We start from the raw sequence: 26,241 nt of genomic DNA on the forward strand, positions 1-26,241 counted from the left end.
GATTTCATCCCAACCTTCTGCACCACAGATCACCGCACAGACGATCAGAAACAAGATATCCGACAGCTGATGCTGCACTTTCCACGCCTGGCGGAAGTCGGAAACAATCGATAAATGGTGCATAAGAGACGGTGTCAGCATCGGATCATCCATGAGCGAAAGCTGCTAAATGACCACATGAGGTCCTTTTGGTAAAGCGCTACGAGGCCCGTCGTAGAGCGGTTTTTCATGCATTTTCCCTGGCAGCAGGGCAAGCTCCGTCCAAGGATCATACGACCCAACGTCCTGTTAAGTCAGTCAACAACCGTAAACCCGAATATGTGAAATTTCATGAAACCTAATGGTAGCTGACTTGGTGTACCTGCGGGTATAGATCGTCAGTTCAATGCGACACCCTGCGTCGCCTGAACGGTACGCTATCTCGGTACCCCAGCGCGTCTCGCCGCGCTCTCACCTCTATCGCACCTAACTCCACGCCGAAAATTTCCGCACTATTGGCTAACAATTACGCACCCTGTCTGTTTGGACTGACACCAAGCTTCGTTAAATTCTTAGGCCTACGTAAGACATTGCCAACAAACCTCAAAAATCCACTTTCCCCAGCCCCATGGGAAATTTCCGCCCAAGCCCGGAAAATTCTGTATTTTCAGGCCCCTCACATCTCTAACTTACTGATTTATATAGAAACTGGTGATAATCGAGGCTCTGCCTAGCGCTCACATTCAGGGATATAAAAAGCTAATGTTGCACTGCAGCATCAACAGGCGTAAGACTGTCATGAGGTTCCTTTACGTGGAGAGCACAATGACTCAACAACCTGCCTGGTCTGAGTTGGTCCCGACGACACCTGCTGCGATGTTCGATGTCTGGAAGCTGGGGACGACGTCGGTGGAGATGTGGTCGACGGCGATGTCGACCATCATGTCGCGTACGCAATTGTGGGGGACGCAGTCGCCGCTGGATCCGAAGATGATCGCCGAGAACCAGAAGATGGTGTCGGAGAAGATCGCCGCCAGCTGGGAGATGTGGTTCGTGATGCAGAAGGCGTGGATGAACGCGATGTCGGGTGGCAAGGTCGTGCCGTGGTGGACGACGGGTACGCAGTTCATCAAGCCGCTCCATAAACGTACGGCAGCCAACTCGCGTCGCCTGTCCTGAAGTCAGGACAATACCCGCGCATGAGCATCAGCCATGGCCTACCCTGCACTCTGGCCCTCCAGGCGCAACTTATTAGTCACGCTTCGCCAGACAGCCCTCCCTCTACCTCCAGACAGACCTATCAGATACGTTCAGCGACATGTTGATCATGCTCGGCGTATCTGACAGGCAGATACCTAGTGGTGCCGCATACCTGTCATCACCGGCGATCTAAAGGCGACTGGCCAGTCTCAGGACAATGGTGATATGGCGGCAAAGTGCTCGACCACGCCCTTGTCCTGTGTGTCCATGCAAAGTTTGCATGGCGTGAATTAGAGATCTTTTCCTCGCTTGGCACCCGATATATCCAAGGCATGAAAAAGCCCGCTACGAAAGCGGGCTTTGGCGAGGGTCATATATCCAGAGTCATGCGGCAATTCCCTGGATCAGAGGGCAGAGCAGATCCTGATCAACGCCATTACCGCAACGCTGTCATCTCTATCAGGCATCCGGTAGACCCAGCGCTTCCTGCACCGCAGGCCAGGCGGGTTCGCCATCGCGCGTCGTGACGCCCTCCAGCCAGGCTTTGACCTTGGCAGGATTGGCTTTCATCCACTCACCCGCGACGTCTTCCTGCGCTTTCTCTTCCTTGCCATAGCCGTAGATTAGCGCGCTCTGATCATCAGAGCTGAACGCCAACTGATCAAGGAAGCGCGTGGCATTGGGGTGCGCTTCAGACCACACCTTGTTGGCGAGCGTCTTGACGTCACTGGCGCCACCACCCGGCCCCCAGACATCCTTCGGATCATCGAGGAAGACCATGTCATATTCGATATTCATCCAGTGCGGTGTCCAGCCGACGAAGAGAATCCACTCCTTGTGCTTGGTCGCATTGGCAACCGACGCCAGCATGCCCGGCGTAGAGGATTCCTTGAGGTCCCAATCGCCCAGTCCGTAAGCGTCTTCATCAACGATCTTGTTGACGATTTCACTGGAGCCCGAGCCAATCTCGATGGAGTAGATCGTCTTGTCGAATTTATCGGCAAATTCCGGCTTGTCCAAGTCTTCGTTGGAGGTCACGCCGGCAGCAGCGACATAGCCCGGCACAGCAAAGCTGAGTCGCGCGCCTTCGACGTTATTCCCCAGATCCACCAATGTCTTCTTGTCCATCGCGGCCTTGTACATACTGCTCTGCCCCGGCAGCCAAGCTGCCAGGAAGGCATCCACTTCACCCAACGACATGCCTTCGTAGGTGATCTGTGCGCCTAGTTGACGCGTGCGAGCAGAATAGCCGAGTGCCTCCAGCACTTCTGAAGCAATTTCCGTTTTCATGGTTACGCCAGGCCAAGGCGGAGCCGAGAAGACGACACTGGCGTCTTCAGCCGCACTGACGGGCGCGGCAAGCGTTGCCAGTAAAAGACCGCTTCCCGTCATTAGCGTACGTAGCGGCAGCGCATTCGGGCGGCGGGATGTGTGTAGTGGGGTCGACATGATGAGTATGTCCTCAATTGTTTTTATAAAAGCCGTGCGACAGAAGCGATCTCATGCAAGTGGCGGTGAGAACGAATGTAAGAACGAACAAGTCATTCCACCTTATGTGGTTTCTTTGCGGTGGCACAACCCACCTCTCCCCCTTGCCAGCGAGATTTGCCAACGCGACACCTGTCATTCTCATCCGCCACAAACGCAGACACCCCCGCTATCCGGTCAGAGATAACGGGGGTGTCGGTCATGTCTTTCAGCGACTACCTGGACGCACAACACATCAGAAGCTGGCCACTTCTTCAGGACGCAGGAAGCGGCATTCGCCCGGTTCAAGATCAGGATCCAGCTCCAGATCACCGATGGCTTCGCGATGCAGCGCTTCAACGTGATTGCCGATCGCCGCAAACATGCGCTTGACCTGGTGATAACGGCCTTCGGTGATCCACAACAGACCGACGGTGGTCGTTTCCATCTCGAGACGCGCCGGACGGGTGGGCTTTTCTTCGCCATCCAGCATCAGGCCGTGCTCAAAATCGGCCACAGCGCTGGTCAGCTCATCACCTTCCAGCGGGCGCGCCAAGGTTACACGATAGCGTTTGGCACACGCCTTCTTGGGCGAGGTGACACGGTGATTCCACTGGCCATCATCTGTCATCAACACCAAACCGGTAGTGTCGACATCCAAGCGCCCGACGATGCTCAGACGATCAACGTTGGGTAGATCGATCAGATCATGTGCTCGCTCGTAGAGGCCCGGCTTGGTGGTGCATTCAACATTGGCCGGCTTGTAAAGCATCAGATAGCGCAGCCCCATCAACTCGAGGTGTTCGCCGTTCCATTCGACACGCATACCGTCCTTGATAGCGCTCGCGGTGTTCTTGACCACCCCACCATCCACAGTGACATCGCCGCGGTGCACGACTTTCTTGGCGTCGCTGCGGCTGAGATCCGTGGTTTCGGTAAGGAATTTGTCCAGGCGCATCAGGCCTCCAAAATGAAATGATCGGCGTCCATCCACGCCGGAAACTTGGTACGAAACTCGTCGAGCGCCGCGCGTTCAAGCGTCACGGTCTCGATGAAAGGCTGGTCTGGCACAGGGTCGAGGATGGGCTCGCCCTTGAAATCGCAGACCATGGAATCGCCGGTATAATGCAGCCCATTAGCGTCGTCACCCACTCGGTTGACGCCCACCACGTAGGCCAGATTCTCGATGGCGCGCGCCTGAAGCAGGGTGCGCCATGGGTGCCGTCGCACGCCGGGCCAGTTGGCCACGCACAGCAGCAAGTCATATTCGAAGGCACTATCGGTCGCCGCTTCTGCCTCACTGACACCGCCAATCACTGGCCGTTGACGCAGCCAGGTCGGGAAACGCAGGTCATAGCAGACCGAGAGCTGAATGCGGAAACCTCCAAGCTCGACGATCACACGCTCATGCCCCATGCCATAGCGTTCGTGTTCACCCGCCATGCGGAATAGATGACGCTTGTCGTAGTGCGTCACCTGTCCATCTGGCGTCGCCCATAGCATGCGGTTATAGCATTCCTCACCGTCGAGAATGGCAACACTGCCGGTCATCACGCAGCCACGAGTGACGGCTTGCTGCTTGAGCCAGGCAACGCTACTGCTGGTCGCCATGGGCTCGGCCATCTGGCGTGAGTTCATGGTGAAGCCGGTCGCAAACATCTCTGGCAGCACGATCAGGTCGGTCACGGCGTTGTGACCTTCGGGCCCAGCGACAGCACTTGCAACAAGACCCGCAGCATCCAACTGCTCGCTCAACAGGCGGCAGTTTTCTGCAGGGTCTTCCCAGCGAAGATCAGCCTGCACCAAGCTTACACGTAGACGCTGTGTAGCCGGTGTGGCTGACGTTTGCAGCTGCTCTGCATGTGGTTGTGTCGTCATTATCATGCTGCCCCCTGATCACGTGCGGTGCCTGCGGGTCATCATGCAAGTCATTATACCCCCGCAGCACTGGCCTTGAATGCGCTCATTCTACCGCCTGTGGCCGCCAGATGTGAGTGGCAATACACCATCGACTGCCTATCACTCCCCAGGGACTGATCGAGACGCTTGATGGTCGTCGCTTCAGTATCTCTGAAGGAGCTCATCGAAGGCTGACAGTCGCCGTCACGCGGGTGTGAGCATCAGAAGCTAATGATATATTGGACATGAGCTCTGCTGAGCCTCGACGGACAACAAACACCGCGCCATTTCAGGAGATTCACATGCCACAGCTTCGCTTCCACGGCGTCACGCCTGCACGTCTTGCCCCTGTCTCGCGCGTACTGATTGATCAATTGAGCGAGACGACCACGACGGCACGCGACGAGTTCACCCTGGAATGCGTGGCTACCCAATATGTCTTCGATGGCGAAACAGTCGATGCCTTCCCCTTTGTTGAGGTGTTGTGGTTCGAGCGTGGGCAGGCTACCCGTGATGCCTGCGCGACAGCGATTGATCAGGCCATGCGCAAAGCTGGCTACCCCGAGGCAGAAACCTTCTTCATCGCGCTCAGCCCCTCTAACTATTATATCGCCGGCCAGTCGCTGGGCCGCGATACATCAGGCGAGGTGTAATGAACAAGCCATCGCCAACACTCGCCACAGCGCAACAGCAGGCTCGTAGTGAGGAGCTCAAGGGCGTCGGCTTTGGCCTGACCGCCTATGTGATGTGGGGATGCTTCCCCCTCTACTTCGCGCTGTTTTCCGGCATTCCCGCCTGGGAGGTGCTGCTGCACCGTATCGTCTGGAGCTGCCTATTTCTGGTGGTACTGATCAGCCTACTGCGGCGTTGGGCACCCATCCGTGCCGCGCTAGCCAAGCCGCGCCAATTGTGGCCTGGCTTGGTATGTTCGCTATTGATCGCCGCCAACTGGGGCATCTATATCTACGCGGTGGAGCAACATGAGGTGCTACAGGCAAGTCTCGGCTATTTCCTCACACCACTGGTCAACGTGGCGCTCGGCATGCTGTTCCTGAAGGAGCGTCTGACGCGTCTGCAAGCGATAGCACTGGGGTTGGCTGCGCTGGGGTTGAGCCTGCAGCTCATCGGACTGACAGAACTGCCTTGGATCACGCTGTCACTGGCGCTGTCCTTCGGCACCTATGGTCTGCTTAGAAAGCGCGTTGCGCTAGATGGTCTCTCGGGGCTGTTCGTCGAGACGTTGATGCTTGCCCCCATCGCTCTTCTGCTGATCGGCGGCCTGTGGCGCGCGGGGGAATCACACTTTCTGGCCACCGACATCGGGCCGCTCGAGCTGCCCGCCAGTGTGCTGATGATATCCAGTGGCGTACTCACGGCGCTGCCCTTGCTCGCCTTCGCGGGCGCTGCACGCCGCCTGCGCCTCGCCACCGTCGGCTTTCTGATGTACATCAATCCGTCGATGCAATTCGTCATCGCACTGCTGGTTTTCCAGGAGGCTCTGAGCGCATCCATGCTGATCACCTTTGTGCTGATCTGGTCTGGGCTGGCACTGTATTCCGCCTCAACCTTGCTGGAGCACCGCGCCAGTGGTCGACGGCGGCGTGCCGAGCGAGACGAAATAACCCAGCGGGAGCGCTCCGATGTCCGGCCATGAGTTGTCAGGAAGTCGAGACCGACGCGCTACGCTCGCCCTGCTGATCGCGATGTGGCTGTGGGGGTCTTCCTTTGTTGCGCTCAAGATTGCCTTCGTGGATCTCGACCCGCTCTTCGTGATTTTTGCCCGCATGGCCATTGCGCTGGCTTGTTTCGTACCCTTGTGGCGCTGGATTCGTCCTCGAAAACGCCTGACCGGGCGCGATATACGCTGGCTGATCATTCTGGTGTTGTTCGAGCCCTGCCTGTATTTCGTCTTCGAGGCGCTAGCGCTGGAACGTACCTCCGCAAGCCAAGCCGGCATGATCTCTGCTCTGCTGCCGTTGATGGTCGCCGTAGGCGCCTGGGCCTTTCTACGTGAGCGTATCTCGCGGCGCACATCGTTAGGCTTCGTACTCGCCGTGATAGGGGCATTGTGGCTATCACTATCGGGCGAGAGCAATCATCATGCCCCCGCGCCATTGATGGGTAATCTGCTGGAACTGGCAGCCATGATGGCCGCGACCGCCTATACATTGCTGGTCAAACATCTCACTTCACGAGTCTCAGCGTGGTTTATCACGGCTTGGCAAGCGCTCGCGGGGACATTGTTCTTCGGCACCGGTCTGATCATCTTTCCCAGCCACTGGCCAGCGTCACTGAACGCGTTGCCCGGTGGCCTGCTCGGCAACGAAAGCCTATGGGCAGTGCTCTATCTGGCGTCGCCGTCAGCCTCGGCGCCTACGGACTCTTCAACTGGGCAATCAGCCGAGTACCGGCCAATCAGGCCTCGGCCTTCGTCAATCTGCTACCGCTGTTCGCCGCCGTACAGGCCTTCATGGTGCTAGGCGAAACGTTTACGCCAATACAGATGGTCGCCGCCAGCCTGGTACTCGCTGGAGTATGGATTTCGCAAGATTCACGCACTGATCAGGTCTCGGATGAAGACGCCGTCATCGCCGCACCGAGTACCTCAGCGGCCAGCCTGTCCCGCGAAGGAGGACGCTGAAATGAAAGACGCTGTACCCGAGACAGCACCCGACACCCTTGGTGCACGCCTGCTGCGCTTTCTGCCACGGTTGATCGCGTTCGCCTGGCGAATACTTGGCCAGTTCATCGCAAATCGCGGTGTGCTCCTGGCCGGCGGTGTCGGCTACAACATCCTGCTGTCCAGCGTGCCACTGTTTGCCGTGATTTGTGTGCTGCTGACCCATCTGGTCGATGAGTCGCGCTTGATGAGCATCATTGCCATTCAAGTGCAGCACCTCGGCCCGGGACAGGAAGATACCTTGCTCGATGCGGTACGTAAGCTGCTCGACAACCGCGAGGTGATCGGCTGGGTGGGCATGGGTGGCTGTTATTCTTCGCCGGACTGGCTTTCCGCATGCTGGAAGATGCCATCGCACTGATATTCCATCAGCACCCGGTGATTCGTAAGCGCAGTGCCTGGATCTCCGCGCTACTGCCCTACGCCTTCGTGATGGTGCTAGGCGCTGGCCTGTTGGCACTGACACTATTAGTGGCGCTGGCATCGGCCATAAATGATGCGCTGACGCTACTCACCGGCATTGAAGTGACATTAGGCGATGCCGGTAGCGAGGTGATCTATGTGATTAGTATTGTCGGCATGTTTGGCCTGTTCAGCGCCATCTACAAGATTCTGCCCCAGACTCGTGTCTCGACGCGTCGCGCATTGGTCGGTGGTCTGGTAGCAGCAACCTTGTGGGAACTGACACGACTAGCGCTGAGCTGGTACTTCACCCACCTCTCCTTTGTCGGCGCTGTTTACGGCTCCCTCGCCACACTGATCGTGCTGCTGCTTGGGCTGGAAATCGGCGCCATCATCCTGTTGTTGGGGGCACAGGTCATCGCCGAGCTGGAGCAGTGCTCACGCGAGAATATCCGCTGGTACCGCACACCGAACCGCACACCGCTGACGCGCCTTCAGTCACGCCGCAACGCGATGCAGCATACCGGCGAGATTGCCGAGGATGAGATAGAGCAAGGCGAGAGCTCAAGGGACGTATCGAGCACCATCCCGCCTGACAAGAATGATCAGCACAGTTCATGACTCACTCACGCAAAAAGCCGCCCCCAAGGGGCGGCTTTTTGGCGCTGAGCATATCTATCTGCATCAACCATGAACCAGCAGTTACTTCGTGAGCGTCGCTGTCAGGCTGATTTCAGCAGTGAATAGCTTGGAGATCGGGCAACCGGCCTTGGCCTTTTCAGCTACCGACTGGAAGTCTGACTCGCTGATCCCCGGCACGCTGGCTTTCGTTTCCAGCGCGATATGCGTGACGCTGAATCCACTGTCATCCTTATCCAGATGTACGGTGGCAGTCGTGTCGATTGAGGTTGGCTCTACCCCAGCCTCGCCCAACATCATCGATAGCGCCATCGAGAAACAGCTGGCATGTGCTGCGCCGATCAGCTCTTCGGGATTGGTGCCAGCCCCCTCTTCAAAGCGTGTATTGAAGCCATATGGCTGGGCTTGCAACGCTTTGCTCTGCGTGCTGACGGTACCCTTGCCTTGCTTGACGCTACCTTCCCAATGCGCGGAACCGGTTTTCTTGATCGTCATGCATGTCTCCTTACCTTGAATAAAGTCCGAAGGGCGATTGCCCTGTACCAAGGACATTGTCCCGAAGGAGAGTGACTTCAAGGCCACTGCCGAAATGAGTGAGTCACGAAGCATCAAAAGATGGCTGACAGCTGACCAAGAGTTGAAATCGCGTCATCTGCCCCGATAACACTTATATAGCAACGCAGAATTGCGTTATCCGAAGACTTACCCTCCGCCCCACCAGCGGGGCTGCCTCAAGCATATATCCGGGCAGCCTGATCCGTCAGGAGCTCCAGACATGCCTCACAAGATTTCTCCTCTTGCAGCAGTACACTCGCCGACTCACAAGCCTGCACAACGCCTGCTCAGTTCCACATTGTTGGTCTTGGGATGCCTGGCATTGCCGCTATCATCGGCCAATGCTGCAGACAGCATGGACACCAGCGCTGGTATCAGCGGTACCGCCGCTAGCCAGCATTCTTCTCAAGGCTTGCCCACTGGCAGCAATTCCAGTCGCACGGCTGACAAGAAAAGCGACAACGGTGCGCGTTATCAGCAGGACTCTCAGCCCATCGCCAGCCAGCAGGCCAAAGACAAGGCCAAGCGTCAGGTGCAGAAGAGCTTATCTGGCGGCAAGGTCGGTAGCGAAGGCGGACGCCACGCCACGACTGGGCAAGCCAAGCCCACCGAAAACTGGTTCGGGTGCTCTCCTTCAGGCAGCAAGCAGTCCAGCCACTGCAATGGCAAGTAAGTCTCTGTCAGGCCAGTCATAGCCATTTCGAGGACAGAGAACACCCTCACGTGCCCCGCAGCCTGTCGCTGTGGGCACGTGTCGTTCATGCGGTGCTTATTGACTGTGCCAGTAAAACAGTACTGCGTTGCCGCAACATGCAGCAACCATGAATAAATCAAGAAAATATCATTATATTTCAGTCAACTAGCGTGACTGGTTGTCGATACGACAACACTCTCCTTCCATGTTTCCGGCTTGTGACACCCAAGGTCGGCAGGCAGGATAACGATATGCAGATGATCTGTTGATCATTCACTCAAAGCACCGCCACTGCGTCAGACTTTACCTCTTTCAGCACGCTAGTGGTGAGTGGCCATATGACAGCGGAGCTCGCTCCGCGGGAGAAGCACCGATGACAGACACGACTTCATTATTCAGCCCTCTTTCCTTCGCAGGACATGAGCTGGGCAACCGGGCAGTTCTTGCTCCCATGACACGCACCAGCGCACAAGATAACGGCCAGGTGCATCACGACATGGTGGATTACTACCGTGACTTCGCACGCGGCCAGTTTTCACTGTTGATCACTGAAGGCCTGTATACCGATGAGGCGTTCAGTCAGGGCTATGCCAATCAGCCAGGGCTGGCCAATCAGACACAGCAGGTGAGCTGGCGCTGCGTAGTCGATGCCGTCCATCAACAGGAGGGACGTATCATTGCTCAGCTGATGCACGCTGGTGCCCAGACTCAGCACAACCGCTTCAAGGATGAGGTCGTCGCCCCCTCCGAGTGCCGTGCCAGTGGAGAGATGCTGAGTTTCTACGGCGGCTCGGGCCCTTTCCCGCTGGCGCGGGAGATCAGTGAGCAAGAGATTCACGAGGCGATTGCCGGCTTTGCCACCAGTGCACGACTGGCCAAGGAGGCAGGCTTTGATGGTATCGAGCTTCACGGTGCCAATGGTTACCTGATTCACCAATTCATCAGCAATCGCTTCAACCAGCGCGACGATGCATGGGGGGGGGATGCTCTCGCACGCCTTGCCTTCCCGCTGGCCGTCATCCGCAGCGTACGTGAAGCCGTCGGTGAGGACTTCCCAATCGGCATGCGTCTGTCACAAGGCACCGTGACCGAACCTGGACTTCAGTGGCAAGGCGGCCCGGATGCTGCCCGCCAACGCTTGGCATACCTGATGGAGAGCGGGCTGGACTTCCTGCACCTGACCAGCGGCGATGCACAGGCCCCGGCCTTCCCTGAGGCTGAAGATGAGGCAGACCGCCAACTCAGCCTGACCGCCTTGGCGGCACAGGTGCGAGAGGCACAACACGCCAATGTCACGCTGATCGCCAATGGGGGCACTGACAGCCAAGAGAAAGCTGATGCCGTACTGGCACAGGCAGACCTGGTCGCGGTTGGTCGCTCAGCACTGGCGAATCATGACTGGCCCAAGCGACTCAAGCGTGGCACCCCCCTCACGTCGTTCGACTTCGCCATGCTGTCACCGCTGGCGACGCTGGCGAATGAAGAAGATTGGCGTATTGCCAATGACAAGCCCGCTAATTGCGAGGGTCGCTGCTGAGCCTCGTTCACGCCCACAGCACTCAACGTTCAGCACTTGACACCTGATACCCCAAACGCACTGTGGCCCGTCATTATTTGACGGGCCACAGTGCGTTTGGGCGTAGGGCCAAGAGGTCTGACAATGACAGTGATAGCCTAGATCATCACTCGCGCATCCAACGTCACATCAGCCGTAAAAGCCAACATGCCACTTATTGGCCGATGAACAGGATCGGGAATCGCGGCGTCCGTCGACTCCTCCGCCAGCAGCTCTGGATAAGCACGCGCCCAGTCAGCCAGCTCCGCTAATCCATCTCTTAAGCTGACATGAGGGCGAAATCCGCTCAATGCCTCGAGCGCCGTGGTATCCGCCCAAGTACGCTCAACATCACCTGCCTGCATCGGCAGCCACCGTTTGCGTGCTTTAAGCCCCAATGCATCCTCTAGCCCACTGATGAAGTCCCTCAGCGCGATGGGCTCGCCGCGGCCGACATTCAATACACGTGAGGGCGCCGCATCCACCTCACGAGGTGGCGGCAGATCTATCAAGCACCGAATGCCTTCGACGATATCGCTGATATGCGTGAAATCACGTGCCATCTGGCCGTGGTTATAGACATCGATCGCCTCACCCGCCATCAGCTTGCGTGCAAATCGTAACGGCGCCATATCAGGCCGGCCACGCGCGCCATAGACGGTAAAGAAACGTAATCCAGTGACTGGCAAGCCATAGAGATGTGCATAGCTATACGCCATCAATTCATTGGCGCGCTTGGTGGCCGCGTAGAGTGATAATGGCTTCGCACCCGCCTGCTCTTCCGTCAATGGCTGACGGGCATCGTCGCCATAGACAGAGCTACTGGAGGCATATAGCAGATGACGCGGACGCGCAGCACGACAAGCTTCCAGGAGATTGACGAAGCCGACTAGATTGCTATCCACATAATCATGCGGCTGGCTGATGGAGTGACGCACGCCCGCCTGTGCCGCGAGATTGACGACCACATCGAAGCGTTCGTCCTGCATCAGTTGCATCAGGGCGTCGCGCTGGGTGAGATCCATCTTCACGAAGCGAAAGCTGCCCGTCATCTCCGATTGGTTCGGCTTGCCTGCCAATGCTTCCAATCGAGTCAAACGATGGCTTTTCAGCGCCAGCGGGTAATAGGGATTGAGATTGTCGACTCCCACGACATGCACGCCTTCTTCCAGCAGACGCTCACACAACGCAGCCCCGATAAAGCCGGCGGCACCGGTAATCAATATCTTCATGCTCCCTCCTTGTCGTGTAACCGCGAGCCCAACGCCTGTGCAGGAATGGCGATCAGCTGATGACGTCCTTGATGAAAGACCGGCGTGCTGTCGAGTGGTGAAGAACTTCCGATAGCGCCGCTACCGCCAGTGTGTGTCTGGCACCAGGACTGCATGCCGAGGAGAGGGTCTCTCCCCTGAAACGATGAGCCATCCAGCGCCAGACACTTGGCAGCATCAATCAATAGCCAGCCATCGGGATGCGCGTGCTGCCAGTCACTCAATTGCTGTGGACTACGGCTCACGGTATCCAGAGGCTGGGTCAGCCGGCCTAGAAACTGATACGTCGCCTGATAGTCATTGGCCACGACTGCCACCTGCTGCCCCGCTTGCTGACGTGCATTCACCCACTGCGCCAATAAGCCTTGATCCAAGCGAGGCCATAGCGGACGCAGTGTCAGTGTCAGCAGGCAGGTCACCAGCAGCAGACTTCCCAGCACTAGCCGTCGCTGAGCATTCAGCTGTATTGCCAGTGATACTGCTTCTGCCTCGTGCCACGGCCATAACCACAGCATCAGCAACATCAGCAGTCCGCCCGCCAACACGCAGGCCAGACTGCCAGAAGTTGACGCCACCAGCGCTGAGTCAGCTGGCAGCAATGTCAATGCCGGCATGACCAGTACGCCCAACACCAGACTTGAGGCAGCAAGCGCACCACACAGCATCGCCAACAGCCTCAGCGAGGTACGTGCAGCCGGCTGGCGCAGCGCAGCCCATGCCATCAGCAAACTCATCGGCACCAGTAGCGGCATCAGATAATGAATCTGCTTGCCGGAAATCAGTGAGAACACGGCCAACCCAGCAAGACTCCAGACGCGACACATGCGTAACAGTGGGTGCTCATGATCCGGACGCTGCGAAATAGAGGACAGCAACCCCTCTACCAGCAGACGCGGGCGCAAACTGAAAGGAAAGATCAACAGCGCGAGCCAAGGCAGATACCACCACAGCGGACGCGCATGATCTTGCGCCTCCATGACACGATTCGCCGTCTGCCCCCACAGCAAGTCCTGCACATAACTGGCAGGGCCATCAAGCACGGCAGGCACCAACCAAAGACACAGCACGCCCAGCCCCAGCAGCAGACTGCCCAGCCAGCCACGCCATTCGACTGACAGCACACGCCGCACAGGTGCCTGCGCCCACCAGGGTCGACTGCCAACCACCAATACGAACCACAGCAGTGCGACCGGCCCCTTGGCGAGCAAGGCCAATCCCAGCCATAGCCCGCTTTCCAGCACATCACAACGCATCACTGACACGTCACCTTGCGGTGAACACCACGGGCGTAGCGCTCCAAGTAGACAACTCGTCAGCAGTACATCGAACATCAGTGCCTGGCTGTAGAGCATCCACATCAGGCAGCCCGCCAAAGTCCAACGCGATAGCCGTATCCACTGTTCGCGGCTCGCCAGTGCTTCGCCTGCTGGCACTTGCTGGTTCAATGCTATCGGCCACAAGGTGCGTGCCATTCGGCCCAGTTGCCAGATACCCAGCAGACTGACCAGCGGCATCACCAACTTCGGCCACCAGTCATTGACGCCAAACAGCGCCCAGCCAGCGTGAATCAGCCAGAACAACAGCACCGGCTTGTCGGCATAGGGTGTGCCGTTCATGGTCGAGACAAACCACTGACCGTTGTGCCACATCTCCCACGCTACCGAGACGTAACGTGTCTCATCGATCGGTAGATAAGGTCGTGCCAGTACACCGGCCATCAACAACACTAACCACAATGCCCATGACAGCCGCTCATTCTCGACAATCCCTCCCAATCCAACCCAGACACTTCTTGTGGGACGTGACTCGGCAGCATGAGAAATGGATGAAGAGGAGGTAGATGACGACAGCGGTGCCGAGCCAGCATCGCGTGTCTGCTCATGACGCTTCATTGATCACGCTCCTGCACTTGCGTCTGACTTGAGGGCTGGGTTCGAGCACGTGTTGAATGTCGTGCTGGCAACCCGATCAAGCGCGCGGCTTCATCCGAGACGGAGGTCGGTGCCAGATACAGCGGCGCTGCCTCAACATCTCCCAGGCATGCCATTGCGGCGGTACCGGGCAACAGCGCCCAGTGCTCATCCGGCTCGCTGAGCACTACCGCTTGGGTCGCATCGAGACAAGCATTGCGCGCGAGTACCTTCGGCGTCAGCAGGGTCCAGCGTGTCTCAGGCTCGGCCTTTAGCCAGGCAAACAGCCGAGCAAACTGAGCAGCGTCCGGCGTCTTGTAGCCGAAGTGCCACACCGGCTGCTGTGCCTGCAAGATGTACTGCTCGCGGAAGTCCGGGATGGCCAGCGCTTCGAAGTGACTCTGCTCAGCCACCTGCGACATCAGCACGGCCGGGTTGCGTACCGGGTCCATCAGACGTGCGCCCCAAGTGCCCCATAGCCCCCAGAACATCACTAGCCACAAGCCCAGTGCGAGCAATCCACCGCGGGGCTTGAGCCCTACACAAAGTGCCAGGCCGCTTGCTCCCAGCAATCCCCACCAGCCCCACGGCACCAGCCCTTCCTTCTCGGCAAGATGCGTCAGAGCAGGTAGCCCGAAGACACCGAGAATCGCCGCCAGCAAGAAGATGCTCGACAACAAGGCACACAGCGTAAATGTCAGTCGAGCGAGGCCAAGGCGGCGTGACAGTCCCGGCAGCAACGGCGACAGGCCGATGACCAGCAATGGCAAGGCGGGCAGCACGTACACACCACGCTTGCCTGGCGATAGCGAGAAGAACACGACAATCAGCAGTGCCCCCGTCAACGGCAGCAAGACCCGCAAGTCACGTCGTGCAAGACGACGCATCAACGCCTTCGGCCACCACGGCACTGTCAGCAGCAATGGCATCCAGGCCCAGGGGATCACGCTGGTGATGAAGTAGTGCCACGGCTTGAGGTGGTGCCAGCTTTCGGCGTAACGCTGAGCGGTCTGCTTGAGAAGAATATTGTTGCGGTAGGCCGCAAGTTCAGGATTGGAAGAGATCAATGACATCACCAGCATCGGGCCTGCCCATGCCAGCGGTGCAAGCAACAGCCATCCCAGCCCGATCAGCAACTGGCGCGGTGATAACCGCCCAGTACGCTGCCCGCCACTACGCCAGCGTGATGAGCGACGCATCGTCATTAGCCACAGCGGCAGCATCAACAACGGCAAGAAACCGACACCCTTGGTAATGATGCCAAGGCCCATCGCGAAACAGCCCAGATAGAAATAGCGCGGGCCATCATTCAGCAGCGCATGGCGCAACATGCCCCAAATACCCAGCAGGATGAATGCTGTGACCAGCATATCGATCTGCGCCGTACGGGCCTGCAACACGAACTGCAGTGAGGCGATCAACCACAACCCGGCGATAAAGGCACTGCGACGACCGTGCAGACGCCGGATGAGATCCACGCTCAGCCCGAGCGTCGCAAGCCCACCAAGCAATGATGGCAACGCAAAGCCAAGGCGGATATCGCCGGTGAGCCCTGTCGCCAAACCACTCAGCCACATGAAAATAGGCGGCTTGTCGGGATACAGTTCACCGGCACGATGCGGCAACCACCAATCGCCGGTCACCCACATCTCGAGCCCATTGAGCGCAAAGCGGGGCTCATCTGCTGGCCACGGCATCCGCATGCCGAGCCCAATCGTCGAAACCAGCAGGTAGAGCAACGTGAGGCTCCACCACGGATGACGCATCAGCTGATGATAGAGACGCTCAGATACCTCGCGGGAGGGTGCTGTCTGCCCCTGCGCCCTCATGCCGCGCCGTCCTTGTGTTGTACGGCGTCATCCTTGTGCTGACTGGTCTCTTGTTGGTCAGTCTCTTGCTGAGTCTTGCGATCACGATTGATCAGGCTCAGGTTGCGCAGGTAGATGAATAGCCCTGCGCCCTGCCCTGCGATGAACACCGGATCTTCACGATGGATGGCATAGGCCAGCAAGGTCATGCCGCCCGCCAGCGAGAACCACCAGAAGGCACGTGGCACGATGGAGCGGCGTGCCTTTTCACTCGCGAGCCACTGAATGATGAAGCGCGCTGAAAATAGTGCCTGGCCCGCAAAACCAATCGCGACCCACCACGGATTGACGTCCATTAATTCGCCCCTGACTGATGAAGCGTCAGGCCATCTGCAGCCATGTCAGTCTCTGTGGGGGCCGCAGCTTCAGCGTCAGCAAGATCTTCAGCGTTACCTGGCATGATGCCACGCACAGGACCAAGCGCCTCGGAGGCTGCGTGGCCTGACGTGTTCTGCAAAGGCGACGGCAGCTGCGAGCGGCGAACTAGCCACATCACGCCAACAATGTCGCTGATACCGACCCATAGACGATCAAAGAATCCGTACTTGGAGACACCAGCTACACGCTCACGATGACGTACCGGCAGTGACTGCACCTGCCCCCCCTGTGCACGCACCAGGGCCGGCAAAAAGCGATGCATGTGATCGAAGTACGGCAGGCGCAGGAAGACTTCGCGACGAATCACCTTGATGCCGCAGCCGGTATCGGGCGTGTCGTCATGCAGCAGTGACTGGCGGATGGCATTGGCAAGACGCGACGATACGCGCTTGATGGCGTCATCGCGGCGCTCGGTACGGTGCCCTGCAACCAGGTCCAGCCCTTCAAGGCTCGCCAGGCTCAGCATATCGGGCAGATCGGCCGGATCGTTCTGACCGTCACCATCCAGCGTGGCAAGCCACTCACCACGCGCCAGCCGTGCGGCCTGCCACACTGAGGTGCTCTGCCCGAAGCTAGTATCGTGGTGGAAGGGGCGTAGACGCGGATCTTCAAGCGCCGCACCCTTTAGCCAACGCCAACTATCATCGCTCGAGCCGTCATCAATCACGATGATCTCGTAACGCTTGCCTGCCAGTGCAGCGTGCACTTCAGCAACCAGTCTCGGCAGGTTGTCACGCTCATCGCGCTCTGGAATCAATACTGAAATGCCACCATTCAGAGAGTCGTCGTCAGACGACGTATGGCGGGGGCAGGCCATGGTGGGTGCGGTAGATGGATTCATGTGACGACAGAGACTCCCTGATGCGTGAGTGGCTACTGTGAGGTCTTGGCATTAAGACAAAATTAAATGTGCACTGGATGACATTGAACTCAGCCTTCGATAATTCTCCACCGACGATGGTTCATCTTCATGGCAATATAAAACGCCCCGTCGGAATCACCGACAGGGCGTTTTATATATAGCGAACGTTAATATCACAGAGAATGACGGACAGCGCTTACCTGGCTTGTCTTTCAGCCATGCGCACTCTCTTTCTGCCAGTGCTCAGCTGCCCACTCGCGACGCTGAGCCAAGGAATGAAAGCTCCAGGCGACGAAACGGCTTATTTTCTGCCCTTGAGACATCTCGATCACTTTCACCTCACTCGCGCCACTGTTCGCCAGAGCTCGTTTGATCGCGGGCAAGCTGGCCGAATGTGCTACCAGCGAGCTGAACCACAGACACTGTCGAGAGAAGCCACAGCTCTCCTCTATCATGCGTGTGACAAAGGCCTCCTCGCCGCCTGGACACCACAGCTCGGCAGCCTGACCGGCAAAGTTGAGCGCTGGTGCCGCGCCCGGAGAGACGCTCCGAGAGGCGTGGCGATCAGTGTTTGCGCGCCCACGTTGACCACGCTTACTCCCTTTTGCGCCTCGCTGTTGGCGTGACTTGTCCAGACCACGCCACTTACGCTCGGCCTCACGCGCCATATCAGCTTCGCTGGCGTGGAATGGCGGATTGCACAACACAAGATCGAAGCGCTCATCTTGCGCCCAGATACCCGTGAAGTGGCGCTGTTGATTCGCCTGCAGGCGCAGTTCAATCTGGCCATGCACAAGAGGATTGGCGCTCACGGTCTGACGTGCTGACTCGATGGCTTGCACACTGACATCACTGCCGACCATCTGCCAGCCAAAGCTGCGATTCCCCAGCAGCGGATAGATGACATTGGCACCGACACCAATATCCAGCGCCTTGACCCGCCCACCCTCAGGCAATATGCCAGCATTAGCTTCAACCAGCAGGTCTGTCAGGTAATGCAGATAATCAGCACGGCCGGGAATCGGTGGACACAGATAGCCCGCCGGAATATCCCAGTGCGCGATGTCGTAATAGTGAGCCAACAAGGCGCGATTGAGCGCCTTGACTGCGAGTGGATCAGAGAAACTGATCGAGTCACTGCCTGCTGGCGTCTGGATAACGAAGGGAGCCAACGCCGGGCTGGCGCTGACAAGCGCGGCCATGTCATAGCGTCCACGATGCGGATTACGTGGGTGTAGCTCGCCTTTCACGACAGCCTGCTTTCCCTTGATTGCTGTCTGCTTGCGCGCTTGTGATGAGCCATCACCAGACTTTGCGGGCTGAACACCAGAATGATCAGTAGCAGAAGTAGTGGGAGAACGACGGGGGGGCGAGCGCATGACAGGATTCCGAGCGATGGCAATGGCCGGCCATATTACCAGAGCCAGCCATTGCCATCGCTCGGTTCAATAAAATCAGGGGTGACTCAAGGATGTGGCTCAAGAGAGATCGCTGCAGATCATCAAAGCACGCCCGGGCTTGCCCTGGGCGGTATCCGTACGACGTGCAGCGCTACGGCTGGCGATGGGACGTTCGATCGACAAGGGGCAGTTACCGCAGTATCCGAGGCACTCGATGCGATAACGTACGCAGCAGACCTTGCGCGGCGTGTGCCGCTCGCCATGCCGGTCCATGACGGTACTGACTGGCTGATAAAGCGGATTGCGACGGCCATCCGCCAGCACACGGGTCGCCATCAACTGACGGGCCGGTGCTGCCTGCTGCGCCCAGCCCTGCTCTTCCATCATCCCGACAACATACACGAAGTAATGGGCTGCGTTACTCCAGAACACCTTGGCCCCCAATGAGGTGTGCGGCACTAGCCGTGCAATGACGGCCTCAAGCTGAGCGAGATAATGCCCAAAGCGCGCTTCCAGCATGGCAAGCTCATCAATTCCCGCCGCCATGATGGCTGGTGTGAGGCTTTCGCCCTGGCCGGCAGCATCGTCCAGTACCAGCTGAGTGACGACGCCGTTGTCCCCCAAACGCAAGGACAGATGGCGAAGCTCCAGCGGTAGCTGATGATCCAACAGTAAATTTGCAGCCAGTGGCAACGACACCATCGAGGACAACAGATATTTCGACCACTGTGATAGCAGTGCGCGTTCATCCGGCGCCTCCGCGCCCTGCTGCCCCTCGTACTGCATGCCATGTGCAGCGATACAGGCCGAAAGCCAACCGGGGCTCAGCACTTCGCGCGCAGGAATCAATCCGTCCAGAGACTGTGCTTCATCCGCCTGTACGCGAGCGCAAGACGTGATGAGATCACGATAGGCCGCCAGAGGGCCGGAGTAGAGTGGAGAAAGCGCGTCGATCATCGGGGGGCTCGCAGACGTGAAGAGACGGACGTTGCCTCACATCTTAACGAAAACTATTAGCATTTGCATATTAAAATTACCTGATGGAAAACGGAAGGACATTAACGCCTGCCACAAGTGACCGTCATGACCTCTCATCACGTTCCAAGCGACCATCGTTGCACAGCCGCCGCCGCACCCAGGCATCGTAATAACGGGTCAGCAGCGGCTGGATCAGAGGACGAGTGATCAGCCAACCAAGCGGCGACATGCCAGGGATACGAGCCAGCAGCAAACGATAGGCAGGCATACCGTCTTCAATCTGGCCGACAGCTGTCTCGACATGCAATGACAACAACGCCTGCTGAAGCGAGATGCCCCGTGCTTCCAGATAGCGGGCGTGATCGGTGGCATCCCACCATTCCACACTCGAGTCTTGGCGCGTCAGGCGCTCATAACGGGCACGCTCACGCCGACAGACGGGGCAACTGGCATCGTAATAGACCTTGAGCGTCGGTCTGGTCGTAGTGTCTGAAATACGCCCCCCTTCTAAATCAGCTAATCGCTTACCTTTTTTCGTGAACCCAATGCGAGCTACTCGATTTCGACTACGAGGCGGCACCAATCTTGTCGGAATATTCTTTATCTTCATAGCGATGCAGCGGCGCATCATCACTACAGTTGGGAGTGGTCTGGAAAGTCTTGCGTACATCCAACAGCCCAAGACTCTGAATGGTACGGCGCCCCAACAGCACAGGATAATTCATGCCGTCACGATCACGCAGGCTGAACTGTTCTTCATAACGCTCGCCGCCCATGCATAGCGTCATCAGCACCACCGGGCGCTTGTCCCGCCCACCCGCGCCAGAGACCGTCAAATCACGATACAGCGGGCGCTCGAAGGACTTCTCGTCCTGATCACCCGTCGCTTCATCCTCGACCTCGACGTCAAAACGTACCCATTCCTCATCATCACGTTCGAAGGTCTCGATATTCTCGGCATGCATCGAGGATGTCAGCGCCCCACTGTCCAATTTTGCCTTTACCATCGCGCCCCATGGCTCAATGGTCGCTTTTTCCACCCAGCCGAAGACCTTGCCGCCATCGGCCTTTGCTTCACTGGCTTGCGCGGGTGCACTTATCAGCATCACGCCTGCCAGCAAGCCGAGACTGGTCGCGCCCATGAGAGTACGTGCGGTACGCGAGAAAGGTAAGACAGTGTGTCTGGACATCGTGATTCCTTGGCAAGAAGAGGGTAGCCCACATCAACGGAGGCTCATCATCAACGATGGAGGCTTAAGCGAAGGTTAACAAGCCATGAAAGGCACCATCTGACATGTTATCGCACCGGTACGTTGCGTTTGTGCCCCCTTGATCTCTCGCGTCTTGTCCATCAGGTATCACTGAATGCCCTGATATTGACTCGCTGACATCAGCGCCGGGCCATCAACACCAGGACAACAGCGCCATGTCATCCATGCAATACCATCAGAATACCCGATACGACAGGAGGACTCATGCAATCCGCGCTACGTGATCTACTTTCCGACTGGAGTCTGTTTCTCGGCTGGTTACTGCTCATGGTGCCGTCACTGGTCTGGGTACTCCGGGACCTGACCTCCAGCAATGCTCACCTGGCGCCGATGATGAAGTGGGTCTGGGGGCTGACCACTCTATATTCCGGGATAGTGGGCCTTCTCGTCTATCGCTTCGCCGGACGCCGCCAGATCGCAGACAACAGTGATGCACGCAAGGGACTGAGGAGCGTCGCGCACTGCTATTCGGGCTGCGGACTCGGGGAATTCGTGGGGGTTGTGCTAGCGGTGGGTCTGCTGGCACTGGGCAACTTCGCGACGGCGAGCATCACCTTCCTCTTCGCCTACCTGTTCGGCTTCCTGCTGACCGTCGGCCCGATGCTTCAGGCCGGCAGCGATGACAAGCGCAAGGTCATCCAGGATGCGTTCAGAAGCGAGACCGCCTCGATCTTCGTCATGGAGCTGGTGGCCATCTCGGTCGACCTGTGGCTGGGAGGCAGATCAGGCATGCATGACGCCCTGTTCTGGAATTCGATGGTCATCTCGCTGAGCCTCGGCCTGCTCGCCGCCTGGCCCGTCAATATCTGGCTGGTGAAGCGTGGCATCAAGGGAGGCATGGCCGACCCACGCGAGACGGACCCGCATGCCCAGCATCACGCTCACTGCTGAGCCAGTCGTCGTGACGGTGGCTTGCTCTGCACTGCTCTCACACTTTCCTCGTGCTGCTCTTGCGACGATCTCGCACCGCTTTCTTGAGGGAGCGGACATGAAAAGGCCCCGCCGGTGGACACCGGCGGGGCCTTGCGGGCTATCGTCTCAATGGCTCATGCCACGAGATCTGCCTTGATGCACAGCTCCGTCAGACGAACTCGCCATTGTGATGGACCTGCTGCACGTCTTCGCAGTCGTCCAGCATCTCGAGCATCTTGTTGAGCAGCTCGGCGTCTTCACCGCTGATCTCGGTGTGAATCTGCGGGATGAAGCTGATCTCATCGACTTCAAAATCGAGATCTTCACCGAAGAGGTCGGTCAGTGCGCCCTTGGCCTTGAAGTGCTCGGTGGTCGGCGTCAGTACAGTGATGATGCCGTCATCGAGTTCGATGTCGCTGACATCGACGTCAGCTTCCATCAGTGCCTCGAGCACCTTCTCCTCGTCGTCTTCCGCGCCCTTGAAGGACAGGATGGCGCGGTGATCGAACATGTGCGAGACCGAGCCCTGGGCGCCCAACTTGCCCTTGCCCTTGTTGAAGCAGGTACGCACTTCCCCGAAGGTACGATTGTTGTTGTCGGTCAGGCAATCGACGATGACCATGACATTGCCCGGCCCGAAACCTTCATAGCGCGCCAGCGTAAAGTCTTCACCACCAGTGCCTTTGGCCTTGTCGATGGCCTTCTCGATGACGTGGGTCGGCACCTGGTCTTTCTTGGCCTTCTCGATCAGACGACGCAGACTGAGATTACCGTTGGGATCGAGCCCACCGCTCTTGGCCGAGACGTAAATCTCGCGACCATAACGTGAATACACGCGCGCCTTGTTGAGTGAAGTACGCGCCATCGATTCTTTACGGTTTTGGAATGCTCTTCCCATGCAAGTCGACTCTTGTTCGCCCTGAATTCAAATGTCCACGCGACATGGTCGCGGAACCTGAGGCACCCAATGGCTCGAAAGCCACAGATACATCGCTGTCACGAATAATAACGCAGACAACGTCGCGCGTCGCCATCGATAGCGGGTCTCACGCGTTCAGCTCATCGCACCGCTCTGACCAATACCGCCTTTGCTGATCAACAGTTACAGGCAATTGGTCGGTTTAGGCAAGCCAGCGATGCGCGCCCCTACCTTCGGCGGACTATCCGGAAATAACCGCATCAGGTGTAATGAGCGCCCCTTGTCAGCGCCAAAGCGCTGAGTCATGGCCTTGGTCAACGGACGCATCGCTGGCGATAACGAAAAACGTTGGTAGAAATCGCGCAATACCTCGATCACCTCCCAGTGTTCAGGAGTCAACTCACGGCCTTCTTCCGCAGCCAGCCGCTCGGCCAGCGCGGGGCTCCAGTCCTCGAGATCCACCAGATACCCCTCGGCATCCAGACCGATCTCACGTCCGTCGAGAGAAAGCGTACGTACCGTTTCACTGCTGGCCATTGCTCATCCTGATGATTCGTTCCACTCACGAAATGACATGCGACATGCCTGTCCGGCTGGCGTGACACATCGCGCCGCTCAGAACCAGGAGATCGTCTTGTCCGCAGCCTCGGTCAGCGCGACGAAGCCATCCACGTCCACCACGATCACGCTCTCGCTACAACGTCCCGACAGGCCACGTGACTCGAGATCTTCACGCAAGGCAAACAAGCGACCTTCCAGTCCGGCCAGATAATGCCCCGCACTGCTGAGCGCACCATTGACACCGTCTTCAATCAGCAACAGCTGATCTTCGGAGCCCATGGCATTGAGCACATCTTCATAAACACGACTGGAAAACGGCGAACGATTGAGCAGGTGAAGATTCATGCAGTTATTCACGACATTATCCATATGATTCTCCCTGCATACGCTGCTGACATCCCAAGAAGCATATCAGCCAACAGCATCGTAAAAATGTCAGAAACTGAGCACACGTGAGAAGCATTGCGTCAGTGCCACTACATCGGCATGTGCCAGCACCGTCACTGGCAGGAGAGAGACATCATTTTCACTCAACCCACGCCGCTCTAGCGCCGCAGCATCGACATAGCAGCGCTCAACATCATACATTTCCAATGCTGCCAGCAGATTATCACTCCCCTTCTGCCCCAGTGCTCCGGCCTGCTGTCCCTCCAACAGGGCCAGAACACCCTCCCCTGTAAACAACAACCCGACTTCACGCCCGAAGGCGGCAGCGACCATGGCTGCCTCAAGCCCTTCACGCAGCCAGCTGCTGCCATGCGGCGCATGACGCAGAATCACCAGCAGCTCACCAGGTGCCAAAGACTCCCCAGGGCTCACAATGCCCATCTCATCACTCATATGTCTTGTCGCTCATATCGTGTCATCCACACCTTGTCCCGTAACGCCTTCTCGCCTCAGGCAAAGGTGATCAGATGATCGTTTTCAAGCGTGGCCTCGACCAGCTGCCCAAGCCCTGTCAGCTCGAAAGGCGCCTCCAGCGTATAACTCTGCTTACCATGACGCGTGGCTTCACGCTCATCGAGCAAACCTCGTCGCAGCGCTGCTGCAACACACACCTGCAAGCGCGTTTCACCCTGCGCAGCAAGGCCAAGCCAGCGATCACGCAGATGCGGTTCGTCCTGTGGCGGGGCCATCATCGAAGCCGCGTTGTATACACCATCATGATAGAAAAACACGGTGGTCAGCTGATGTCCGCGCGCTAACAGTGCCTCGGCAAAACGCAGTGCGGAGTGACTAGCCTGCTGACTATAAGGACCGCCATAAACGGCCAGAGCATAACGCATGAAGACCTCGACTGGGCTGCTCATGGAGATAGGTATTCTAACGTGTGTGATCACCACTGTCAGACGCTTGCCACGACGAGAGAAAGCCAATCTCCAGACGCAAACAACCCCGCCGAAGCGGGGTTGTCAAACAGGCAATCAGCGCGTGCCAGAATCAATCATCGGAAGACGCAAAGCCCAACAATGCCAACAAGCTGATGAACATGTTGTAGATCGACACATACAGGCTCACCGTGGCCAGCAGATAGTTGGTCTGCCCGCCGTGGATGATCTGACTGGTCTCAAACAGAATCGCCGCTGAGGCGAACAGTACAAAGCCAGCGGAAACCGCGAGGGCCAAGCCACTGATATTGAAGATCATCGCCGCCAGCATCGCCAAGATCAGCACGATGGCGCCTGCAAACAGGAAATTGCTCAGGAACGAGAAGTCCTTGCGCGTGACCAACGCAACCGCTGACAGGCCCGCGAAGGTGATACCTGTCATGCCGAGCGCCGTCATGACCAGCTGTGCACCATTGGGCAAGCTCATGTAGGCGTTGAGCACCGGGCCGATGGTGAAGCCCATGAAGCCGGTGAAGGCGAAGGTCGCGAAGATGCCGGCAGTCGAGTTAGCTGTCTTGTGCACCAGGAACATGAGGCCATAGGCCCCGATCAGCAGCACGAAGATGTTCATGCGGCCGACGCCCATGCTCATTGCCACACCTGCGGTAAGCGCAGAGAACAATAGCGTCAGCGCCAGCATCATGTAGGTATTACGCAGTACCTTGTGGGTACTGAGGGAACGGCTCGCGGTATCCTGCGAAACCTGCCAGGAGCTGTTAGCCATGGTGTCTATCCTCACGTTGCTACGATGGATTCATCGAATTGACCCAGCATGCCCTTAGGGGGTTGCCTAATCAAGAGACACGACGATGAAAAGCCGATTCATGCAACCGCTAAACGCATAAAAGGCAACTACAGCGTCAGTCTCGACGCTCAGTATTGCAGAGATAACCTTTCAAGCACCTGAACGACAAGGATTTTTACGCTAACCCCTTGACCCCGACTGAAAAATCCGTAGTATTTGATCTCGTGAGTTGGAGGGGTGGCAGAGCGGTTGAATGCACCGGTCTTGAAAACCGACGTAGGGTAACACCTACCCAGGGTTCGAATCCCTGTCCCTCCACCACCCAGCTTCTGAAAAGCCCGTTCACTTGGTGAGCGGGCTTTTTTCATGCCGTAAAGAAAGCGATCTTGATTGTTACAAGGTGCAAGTAGCTGCCAGTGATAGCTTTTCTGACACGAATCATCATGAAGCACTTGCAATTCTCACCAACTTCGGTAGTATTTTGCTCCGTGAGTTGGAGGGGTGGCAGAGCGGTTGAATGCACCGGTCTTGAAAACCGACGTAGGGTAACACCTACCCAGGGTTCGAATCCCTGTCCCTCCACCACCTAGATCTTGAAAAGGCCCGTTCACTCTGTGAGCGGGCCTTTTCTTATGTCAGTTCTCCACCAGACCTCATGTGGCAGACGCTTGCCTTGGCGAATCCGCATTCTGGCTCTGGCTCTGGCTC

The 26,241-nt window shown here is 57.7% G+C and carries 29 protein-coding genes, 2 tRNA genes and 1 pseudogene; 12 read left to right on the forward strand and 20 right to left on the reverse strand.

Going from position 1 to position 26,241, the window contains the following annotated elements:
- On the reverse strand, positions 1 to 141 hold a 141-nt coding region (locus BF12_RS21825; RefSeq protein ID WP_169734547.1), incomplete at its 3' end, for a transposase family protein.
- A gap of 663 nt (positions 142 to 804) precedes the next feature.
- Here BF12_RS21825 and BF12_RS0116470 point away from each other — a divergent pair.
- On the forward strand, positions 805 to 1,158 hold the full coding sequence (locus BF12_RS0116470; RefSeq protein WP_024953215.1) for a hypothetical protein: 354 nt from the start codon (positions 805 to 807) through the stop codon (positions 1,156 to 1,158).
- 480 nt (positions 1,159 to 1,638) lie between these two features.
- Here the strand turns inward: BF12_RS0116470 and BF12_RS0116475 are convergent, their stop codons facing one another.
- The 3 genes from BF12_RS0116475 to BF12_RS0116485 all read right to left on the reverse strand — a co-directional run bounded on the left by BF12_RS0116475 (position 1,639) and on the right by BF12_RS0116485 (position 4,524).
- Complete coding sequence (locus BF12_RS0116475; RefSeq protein WP_024953216.1) at positions 1,639 to 2,628, reverse strand: ABC transporter substrate-binding protein; 990 nt, start codon at positions 2,626 to 2,628, stop codon at positions 1,639 to 1,641.
- Positions 2,629 to 2,902: 274 nt separating this feature from the next.
- Entirely contained in the window at positions 2,903 to 3,604 is a 702-nt protein-coding gene (locus BF12_RS0116480) for a pseudouridine synthase (protein ID WP_024953217.1), read from the reverse strand.
- Complete coding sequence (locus BF12_RS0116485; RefSeq protein ID WP_024953218.1) at positions 3,604 to 4,524, reverse strand: nitrilase family protein; 921 nt, start codon at positions 4,522 to 4,524, stop codon at positions 3,604 to 3,606. Before BF12_RS0116485 ends, BF12_RS0116480 begins: the two co-directional genes overlap by 1 nt.
- A gap of 323 nt (positions 4,525 to 4,847) precedes the next feature.
- Here BF12_RS0116485 and BF12_RS0116490 point away from each other — a divergent pair, with 323 nt between their 5' ends.
- From BF12_RS0116490 to BF12_RS23490, 6 genes and pseudogenes are all read left to right on the forward strand, one after another.
- A complete protein-coding gene (locus BF12_RS0116490; protein ID WP_024953219.1) occupies positions 4,848 to 5,198 on the forward strand; it encodes a DUF1904 family protein in 351 nt (116 codons plus the stop codon).
- Positions 5,198 to 6,199: an EamA family transporter RarD gene (rarD, locus tag BF12_RS0116495; protein WP_024953220.1), complete on the forward strand. Its 1,002-nt coding sequence runs from the start codon at positions 5,198 to 5,200 to the stop codon at positions 6,197 to 6,199. Before BF12_RS0116490 ends, rarD begins: the two co-directional genes overlap by 1 nt.
- A 49-nt stretch (positions 6,200 to 6,248) precedes the next feature.
- Positions 6,249 to 6,563, forward strand: a pseudogene (locus BF12_RS23730) (DMT family transporter); the annotation flags it as partial.
- Between the two features lie 314 nt (positions 6,564 to 6,877).
- Positions 6,878 to 7,186: an EamA family transporter gene (locus BF12_RS22520; protein ID WP_439644527.1), complete on the forward strand. Its 309-nt coding sequence runs from the start codon at positions 6,878 to 6,880 to the stop codon at positions 7,184 to 7,186.
- 1 nt (position 7,187) lies between these two features.
- Positions 7,188 to 7,586 (forward strand): hypothetical protein, encoded by a 399-nt coding sequence (locus BF12_RS23485; RefSeq protein WP_345917448.1) that lies wholly within the window; start codon positions 7,188 to 7,190, stop codon positions 7,584 to 7,586.
- Entirely contained in the window at positions 7,562 to 8,248 is a 687-nt protein-coding gene (locus tag BF12_RS23490) for a YihY/virulence factor BrkB family protein (protein WP_345917449.1), read from the forward strand. The genes BF12_RS23485 and BF12_RS23490 overlap by 25 nt, the downstream gene beginning before the upstream one ends.
- Before the next feature lie 81 nt (positions 8,249 to 8,329).
- Here the strand turns inward: BF12_RS23490 and BF12_RS0116510 are convergent, their stop codons facing one another.
- Positions 8,330 to 8,761 (reverse strand): OsmC family protein, encoded by a 432-nt coding sequence (locus BF12_RS0116510; protein ID WP_024953221.1) that lies wholly within the window; start codon positions 8,759 to 8,761, stop codon positions 8,330 to 8,332.
- Positions 8,762 to 9,041: 280 nt separating this feature from the next.
- On the opposite strand from BF12_RS0116510, the gene BF12_RS0116515 reads away from it, so the two are divergent.
- The gene (locus BF12_RS0116515; RefSeq protein ID WP_024953222.1) at positions 9,042 to 9,494 is read left to right on the forward strand and encodes a hypothetical protein; all 453 of its coding nucleotides are present in this window, start codon (positions 9,042 to 9,044) and stop codon (positions 9,492 to 9,494) included.
- A gap of 394 nt (positions 9,495 to 9,888) precedes the next feature.
- Positions 9,889 to 11,052, forward strand: coding sequence for an oxidoreductase (locus BF12_RS0116520; protein WP_024953223.1), 1,164 nt, complete (start codon positions 9,889 to 9,891; stop codon positions 11,050 to 11,052).
- Between the two features lie 137 nt (positions 11,053 to 11,189).
- On the opposite strand, the gene BF12_RS0116525 is transcribed toward BF12_RS0116520, so the two are convergent.
- From BF12_RS0116525 to rloA3, 9 genes are all read right to left on the reverse strand, one after another.
- Complete coding sequence (locus BF12_RS0116525) at positions 11,190 to 12,302, reverse strand: SDR family NAD(P)-dependent oxidoreductase (protein ID WP_024953224.1); 1,113 nt, start codon at positions 12,300 to 12,302, stop codon at positions 11,190 to 11,192.
- Positions 12,299 to 14,233 (reverse strand): ArnT family glycosyltransferase, encoded by a 1,935-nt coding sequence (locus BF12_RS0116530; RefSeq protein ID WP_024953225.1) that lies wholly within the window; start codon positions 14,231 to 14,233, stop codon positions 12,299 to 12,301. The genes BF12_RS0116525 and BF12_RS0116530 overlap by 4 nt, the downstream gene beginning before the upstream one ends.
- Complete coding sequence (locus tag BF12_RS0116535; protein WP_024953226.1) at positions 14,230 to 16,080, reverse strand: ArnT family glycosyltransferase; 1,851 nt, start codon at positions 16,078 to 16,080, stop codon at positions 14,230 to 14,232. The genes BF12_RS0116530 and BF12_RS0116535 overlap by 4 nt, the downstream gene beginning before the upstream one ends.
- A complete protein-coding gene (locus BF12_RS20705; RefSeq protein WP_024953227.1) occupies positions 16,077 to 16,415 on the reverse strand; it encodes a lipid-A-disaccharide synthase N-terminal domain-containing protein in 339 nt (112 codons plus the stop codon). Before BF12_RS20705 ends, BF12_RS0116535 begins: the two co-directional genes overlap by 4 nt.
- On the reverse strand, positions 16,415 to 17,338 hold the full coding sequence (locus tag BF12_RS20710; RefSeq protein WP_024953228.1) for a glycosyltransferase family 2 protein: 924 nt from the start codon (positions 17,336 to 17,338) through the stop codon (positions 16,415 to 16,417). The genes BF12_RS20705 and BF12_RS20710 overlap by 1 nt, the downstream gene beginning before the upstream one ends.
- A 233-nt stretch (positions 17,339 to 17,571) precedes the next feature.
- The gene (rlmF, locus tag BF12_RS0116550; RefSeq protein WP_024953229.1) at positions 17,572 to 18,738 is read right to left on the reverse strand and encodes a 23S rRNA (adenine(1618)-N(6))-methyltransferase RlmF; all 1,167 of its coding nucleotides are present in this window, start codon (positions 18,736 to 18,738) and stop codon (positions 17,572 to 17,574) included.
- Positions 18,739 to 18,837: 99 nt separating this feature from the next.
- Positions 18,838 to 19,716: a siderophore-iron reductase FhuF gene (gene fhuF, locus BF12_RS0116555; RefSeq protein WP_024953230.1), complete on the reverse strand. Its 879-nt coding sequence runs from the start codon at positions 19,714 to 19,716 to the stop codon at positions 18,838 to 18,840.
- 124 nt (positions 19,717 to 19,840) lie between these two features.
- Positions 19,841 to 20,407 carry a thiol-disulfide oxidoreductase DCC family protein gene (locus BF12_RS0116560; protein WP_345917451.1) on the reverse strand — a complete coding sequence of 189 codons (567 nt, stop codon included), beginning with the start codon at positions 20,405 to 20,407 and terminating at the stop codon, positions 19,841 to 19,843.
- Positions 20,304 to 20,879 (reverse strand): retropepsin-like aspartic peptidase RloA3, encoded by a 576-nt coding sequence (rloA3, locus tag BF12_RS0116565; protein WP_035160471.1) that lies wholly within the window; start codon positions 20,877 to 20,879, stop codon positions 20,304 to 20,306. Before rloA3 ends, BF12_RS0116560 begins: the two co-directional genes overlap by 104 nt.
- A gap of 333 nt (positions 20,880 to 21,212) precedes the next feature.
- Between rloA3 and BF12_RS0116570 the strand changes: the two genes are divergently transcribed.
- Positions 21,213 to 21,899: a DUF4396 domain-containing protein gene (locus tag BF12_RS0116570; RefSeq protein WP_024953233.1), complete on the forward strand. Its 687-nt coding sequence runs from the start codon at positions 21,213 to 21,215 to the stop codon at positions 21,897 to 21,899.
- A gap of 190 nt (positions 21,900 to 22,089) precedes the next feature.
- On the opposite strand, the gene BF12_RS0116575 is transcribed toward BF12_RS0116570, so the two are convergent.
- From BF12_RS0116575 to BF12_RS0116600, 6 genes are all read right to left on the reverse strand, one after another.
- A complete protein-coding gene (locus BF12_RS0116575) occupies positions 22,090 to 22,818 on the reverse strand; it encodes a YebC/PmpR family DNA-binding transcriptional regulator (protein ID WP_024953234.1) in 729 nt (242 codons plus the stop codon).
- A gap of 204 nt (positions 22,819 to 23,022) precedes the next feature.
- Positions 23,023 to 23,376 carry a TusE/DsrC/DsvC family sulfur relay protein gene (locus BF12_RS0116580; RefSeq protein ID WP_024953235.1) on the reverse strand — a complete coding sequence of 118 codons (354 nt, stop codon included), beginning with the start codon at positions 23,374 to 23,376 and terminating at the stop codon, positions 23,023 to 23,025.
- A 78-nt stretch (positions 23,377 to 23,454) separates the two neighbouring features.
- Positions 23,455 to 23,769, reverse strand: coding sequence for a sulfurtransferase complex subunit TusB (gene tusB / locus BF12_RS0116585; protein WP_246116581.1), 315 nt, complete (start codon positions 23,767 to 23,769; stop codon positions 23,455 to 23,457).
- Positions 23,770 to 23,835: 66 nt separating this feature from the next.
- Positions 23,836 to 24,240, reverse strand: coding sequence for a sulfurtransferase complex subunit TusC (gene tusC, locus BF12_RS0116590; protein WP_051511107.1), 405 nt, complete (start codon positions 24,238 to 24,240; stop codon positions 23,836 to 23,838).
- Positions 24,241 to 24,296: 56 nt separating this feature from the next.
- Positions 24,297 to 24,686, reverse strand: a complete 390-nt coding sequence (tusD, locus tag BF12_RS0116595; RefSeq protein WP_024953238.1) for a sulfurtransferase complex subunit TusD — start codon at positions 24,684 to 24,686, stop codon at positions 24,297 to 24,299.
- Between the two features lie 154 nt (positions 24,687 to 24,840).
- Positions 24,841 to 25,512, reverse strand: a complete 672-nt coding sequence (locus BF12_RS0116600) for a Bax inhibitor-1/YccA family protein (protein WP_024953239.1) — start codon at positions 25,510 to 25,512, stop codon at positions 24,841 to 24,843.
- Positions 25,513 to 25,764: 252 nt separating this feature from the next.
- Here BF12_RS0116600 and BF12_RS0116605 point away from each other — a divergent pair.
- A tRNA-Ser gene (locus BF12_RS0116605) sits at positions 25,765 to 25,854 on the forward strand.
- 174 nt (positions 25,855 to 26,028) lie between these two features.
- Positions 26,029 to 26,118 (forward strand) — tRNA-Ser (locus tag BF12_RS0116610).
- The last annotated feature ends 123 nt before the right edge of the window (positions 26,119 to 26,241 follow it).

This window comes from Cobetia crustatorum, from assembly GCF_000591415.1.
Taxonomy (GTDB): Bacteria; Pseudomonadota; Gammaproteobacteria; order Pseudomonadales; family Halomonadaceae; genus Cobetia; species Cobetia crustatorum.

Coding starts and splice junctions, on each gene's coding strand:
- BF12_RS0116575 (WP_024953234.1), bottom strand. CDS start 22,818: ATGGGAAGAGCATTCCAAAACCGTAAAGAATCGATGGCGCGTACTTCA.
- BF12_RS0116530 (WP_024953225.1), bottom strand. CDS start 14,233: ATGAAGCGTCATGAGCAGACACGCGATGCTGGCTCGGCACCGCTGTCG.
- rloA3 (WP_035160471.1), bottom strand. CDS start 20,879: ATGGGCGCGACCAGTCTCGGCTTGCTGGCAGGCGTGATGCTGATAAGT.
- BF12_RS0116570 (WP_024953233.1), top strand. CDS start 21,213: ATGCAATCCGCGCTACGTGATCTACTTTCCGACTGGAGTCTGTTTCTC.
- tusD (WP_024953238.1), bottom strand. CDS start 24,686: ATGCGTTATGCTCTGGCCGTTTATGGCGGTCCTTATAGTCAGCAGGCT.
- BF12_RS0116600 (WP_024953239.1), bottom strand. CDS start 25,512: ATGGCTAACAGCTCCTGGCAGGTTTCGCAGGATACCGCGAGCCGTTCC.
- BF12_RS0116475 (WP_024953216.1), bottom strand. CDS start 2,628: ATGTCGACCCCACTACACACATCCCGCCGCCCGAATGCGCTGCCGCTA.
- BF12_RS0116490 (WP_024953219.1), top strand. CDS start 4,848: ATGCCACAGCTTCGCTTCCACGGCGTCACGCCTGCACGTCTTGCCCCT.
- BF12_RS0116485 (WP_024953218.1), bottom strand. CDS start 4,524: ATGACGACACAACCACATGCAGAGCAGCTGCAAACGTCAGCCACACCG.
- BF12_RS0116580 (WP_024953235.1), bottom strand. CDS start 23,376: ATGGCCAGCAGTGAAACGGTACGTACGCTTTCTCTCGACGGACGTGAG.
- BF12_RS0116515 (WP_024953222.1), top strand. CDS start 9,042: ATGCCTCACAAGATTTCTCCTCTTGCAGCAGTACACTCGCCGACTCAC.
- BF12_RS0116560 (WP_345917451.1), bottom strand. CDS start 20,407: ATGTACGCAAGACTTTCCAGACCACTCCCAACTGTAGTGATGATGCGC.
- rlmF (WP_024953229.1), bottom strand. CDS start 18,738: ATGCGCTCGCCCCCCCGTCGTTCTCCCACTACTTCTGCTACTGATCAT.
- BF12_RS20705 (WP_024953227.1), bottom strand. CDS start 16,415: ATGGACGTCAATCCGTGGTGGGTCGCGATTGGTTTTGCGGGCCAGGCA.
- rarD (WP_024953220.1), top strand. CDS start 5,198: ATGAACAAGCCATCGCCAACACTCGCCACAGCGCAACAGCAGGCTCGT.
- BF12_RS0116535 (WP_024953226.1), bottom strand. CDS start 16,080: ATGAGGGCGCAGGGGCAGACAGCACCCTCCCGCGAGGTATCTGAGCGT.
- BF12_RS0116510 (WP_024953221.1), bottom strand. CDS start 8,761: ATGACGATCAAGAAAACCGGTTCCGCGCATTGGGAAGGTAGCGTCAAG.
- BF12_RS20710 (WP_024953228.1), bottom strand. CDS start 17,338: ATGAATCCATCTACCGCACCCACCATGGCCTGCCCCCGCCATACGTCG.
- BF12_RS23485 (WP_345917448.1), top strand. CDS start 7,188: ATGAAAGACGCTGTACCCGAGACAGCACCCGACACCCTTGGTGCACGC.
- BF12_RS23490 (WP_345917449.1), top strand. CDS start 7,562: ATGCTGGAAGATGCCATCGCACTGATATTCCATCAGCACCCGGTGATT.
- BF12_RS22520 (WP_439644527.1), top strand. CDS start 6,878: ATGGGCAGTGCTCTATCTGGCGTCGCCGTCAGCCTCGGCGCCTACGGA.
- BF12_RS0116480 (WP_024953217.1), bottom strand. CDS start 3,604: ATGCGCCTGGACAAATTCCTTACCGAAACCACGGATCTCAGCCGCAGC.
- BF12_RS0116525 (WP_024953224.1), bottom strand. CDS start 12,302: ATGAAGATATTGATTACCGGTGCCGCCGGCTTTATCGGGGCTGCGTTG.
- BF12_RS0116470 (WP_024953215.1), top strand. CDS start 805: ATGACTCAACAACCTGCCTGGTCTGAGTTGGTCCCGACGACACCTGCT.
- tusB (WP_246116581.1), bottom strand. CDS start 23,769: ATGGATAATGTCGTGAATAACTGCATGAATCTTCACCTGCTCAATCGT.
- BF12_RS0116520 (WP_024953223.1), top strand. CDS start 9,889: ATGACAGACACGACTTCATTATTCAGCCCTCTTTCCTTCGCAGGACAT.
- tusC (WP_051511107.1), bottom strand. CDS start 24,240: ATGAGTGATGAGATGGGCATTGTGAGCCCTGGGGAGTCTTTGGCACCT.
- fhuF (WP_024953230.1), bottom strand. CDS start 19,716: ATGATCGACGCGCTTTCTCCACTCTACTCCGGCCCTCTGGCGGCCTAT.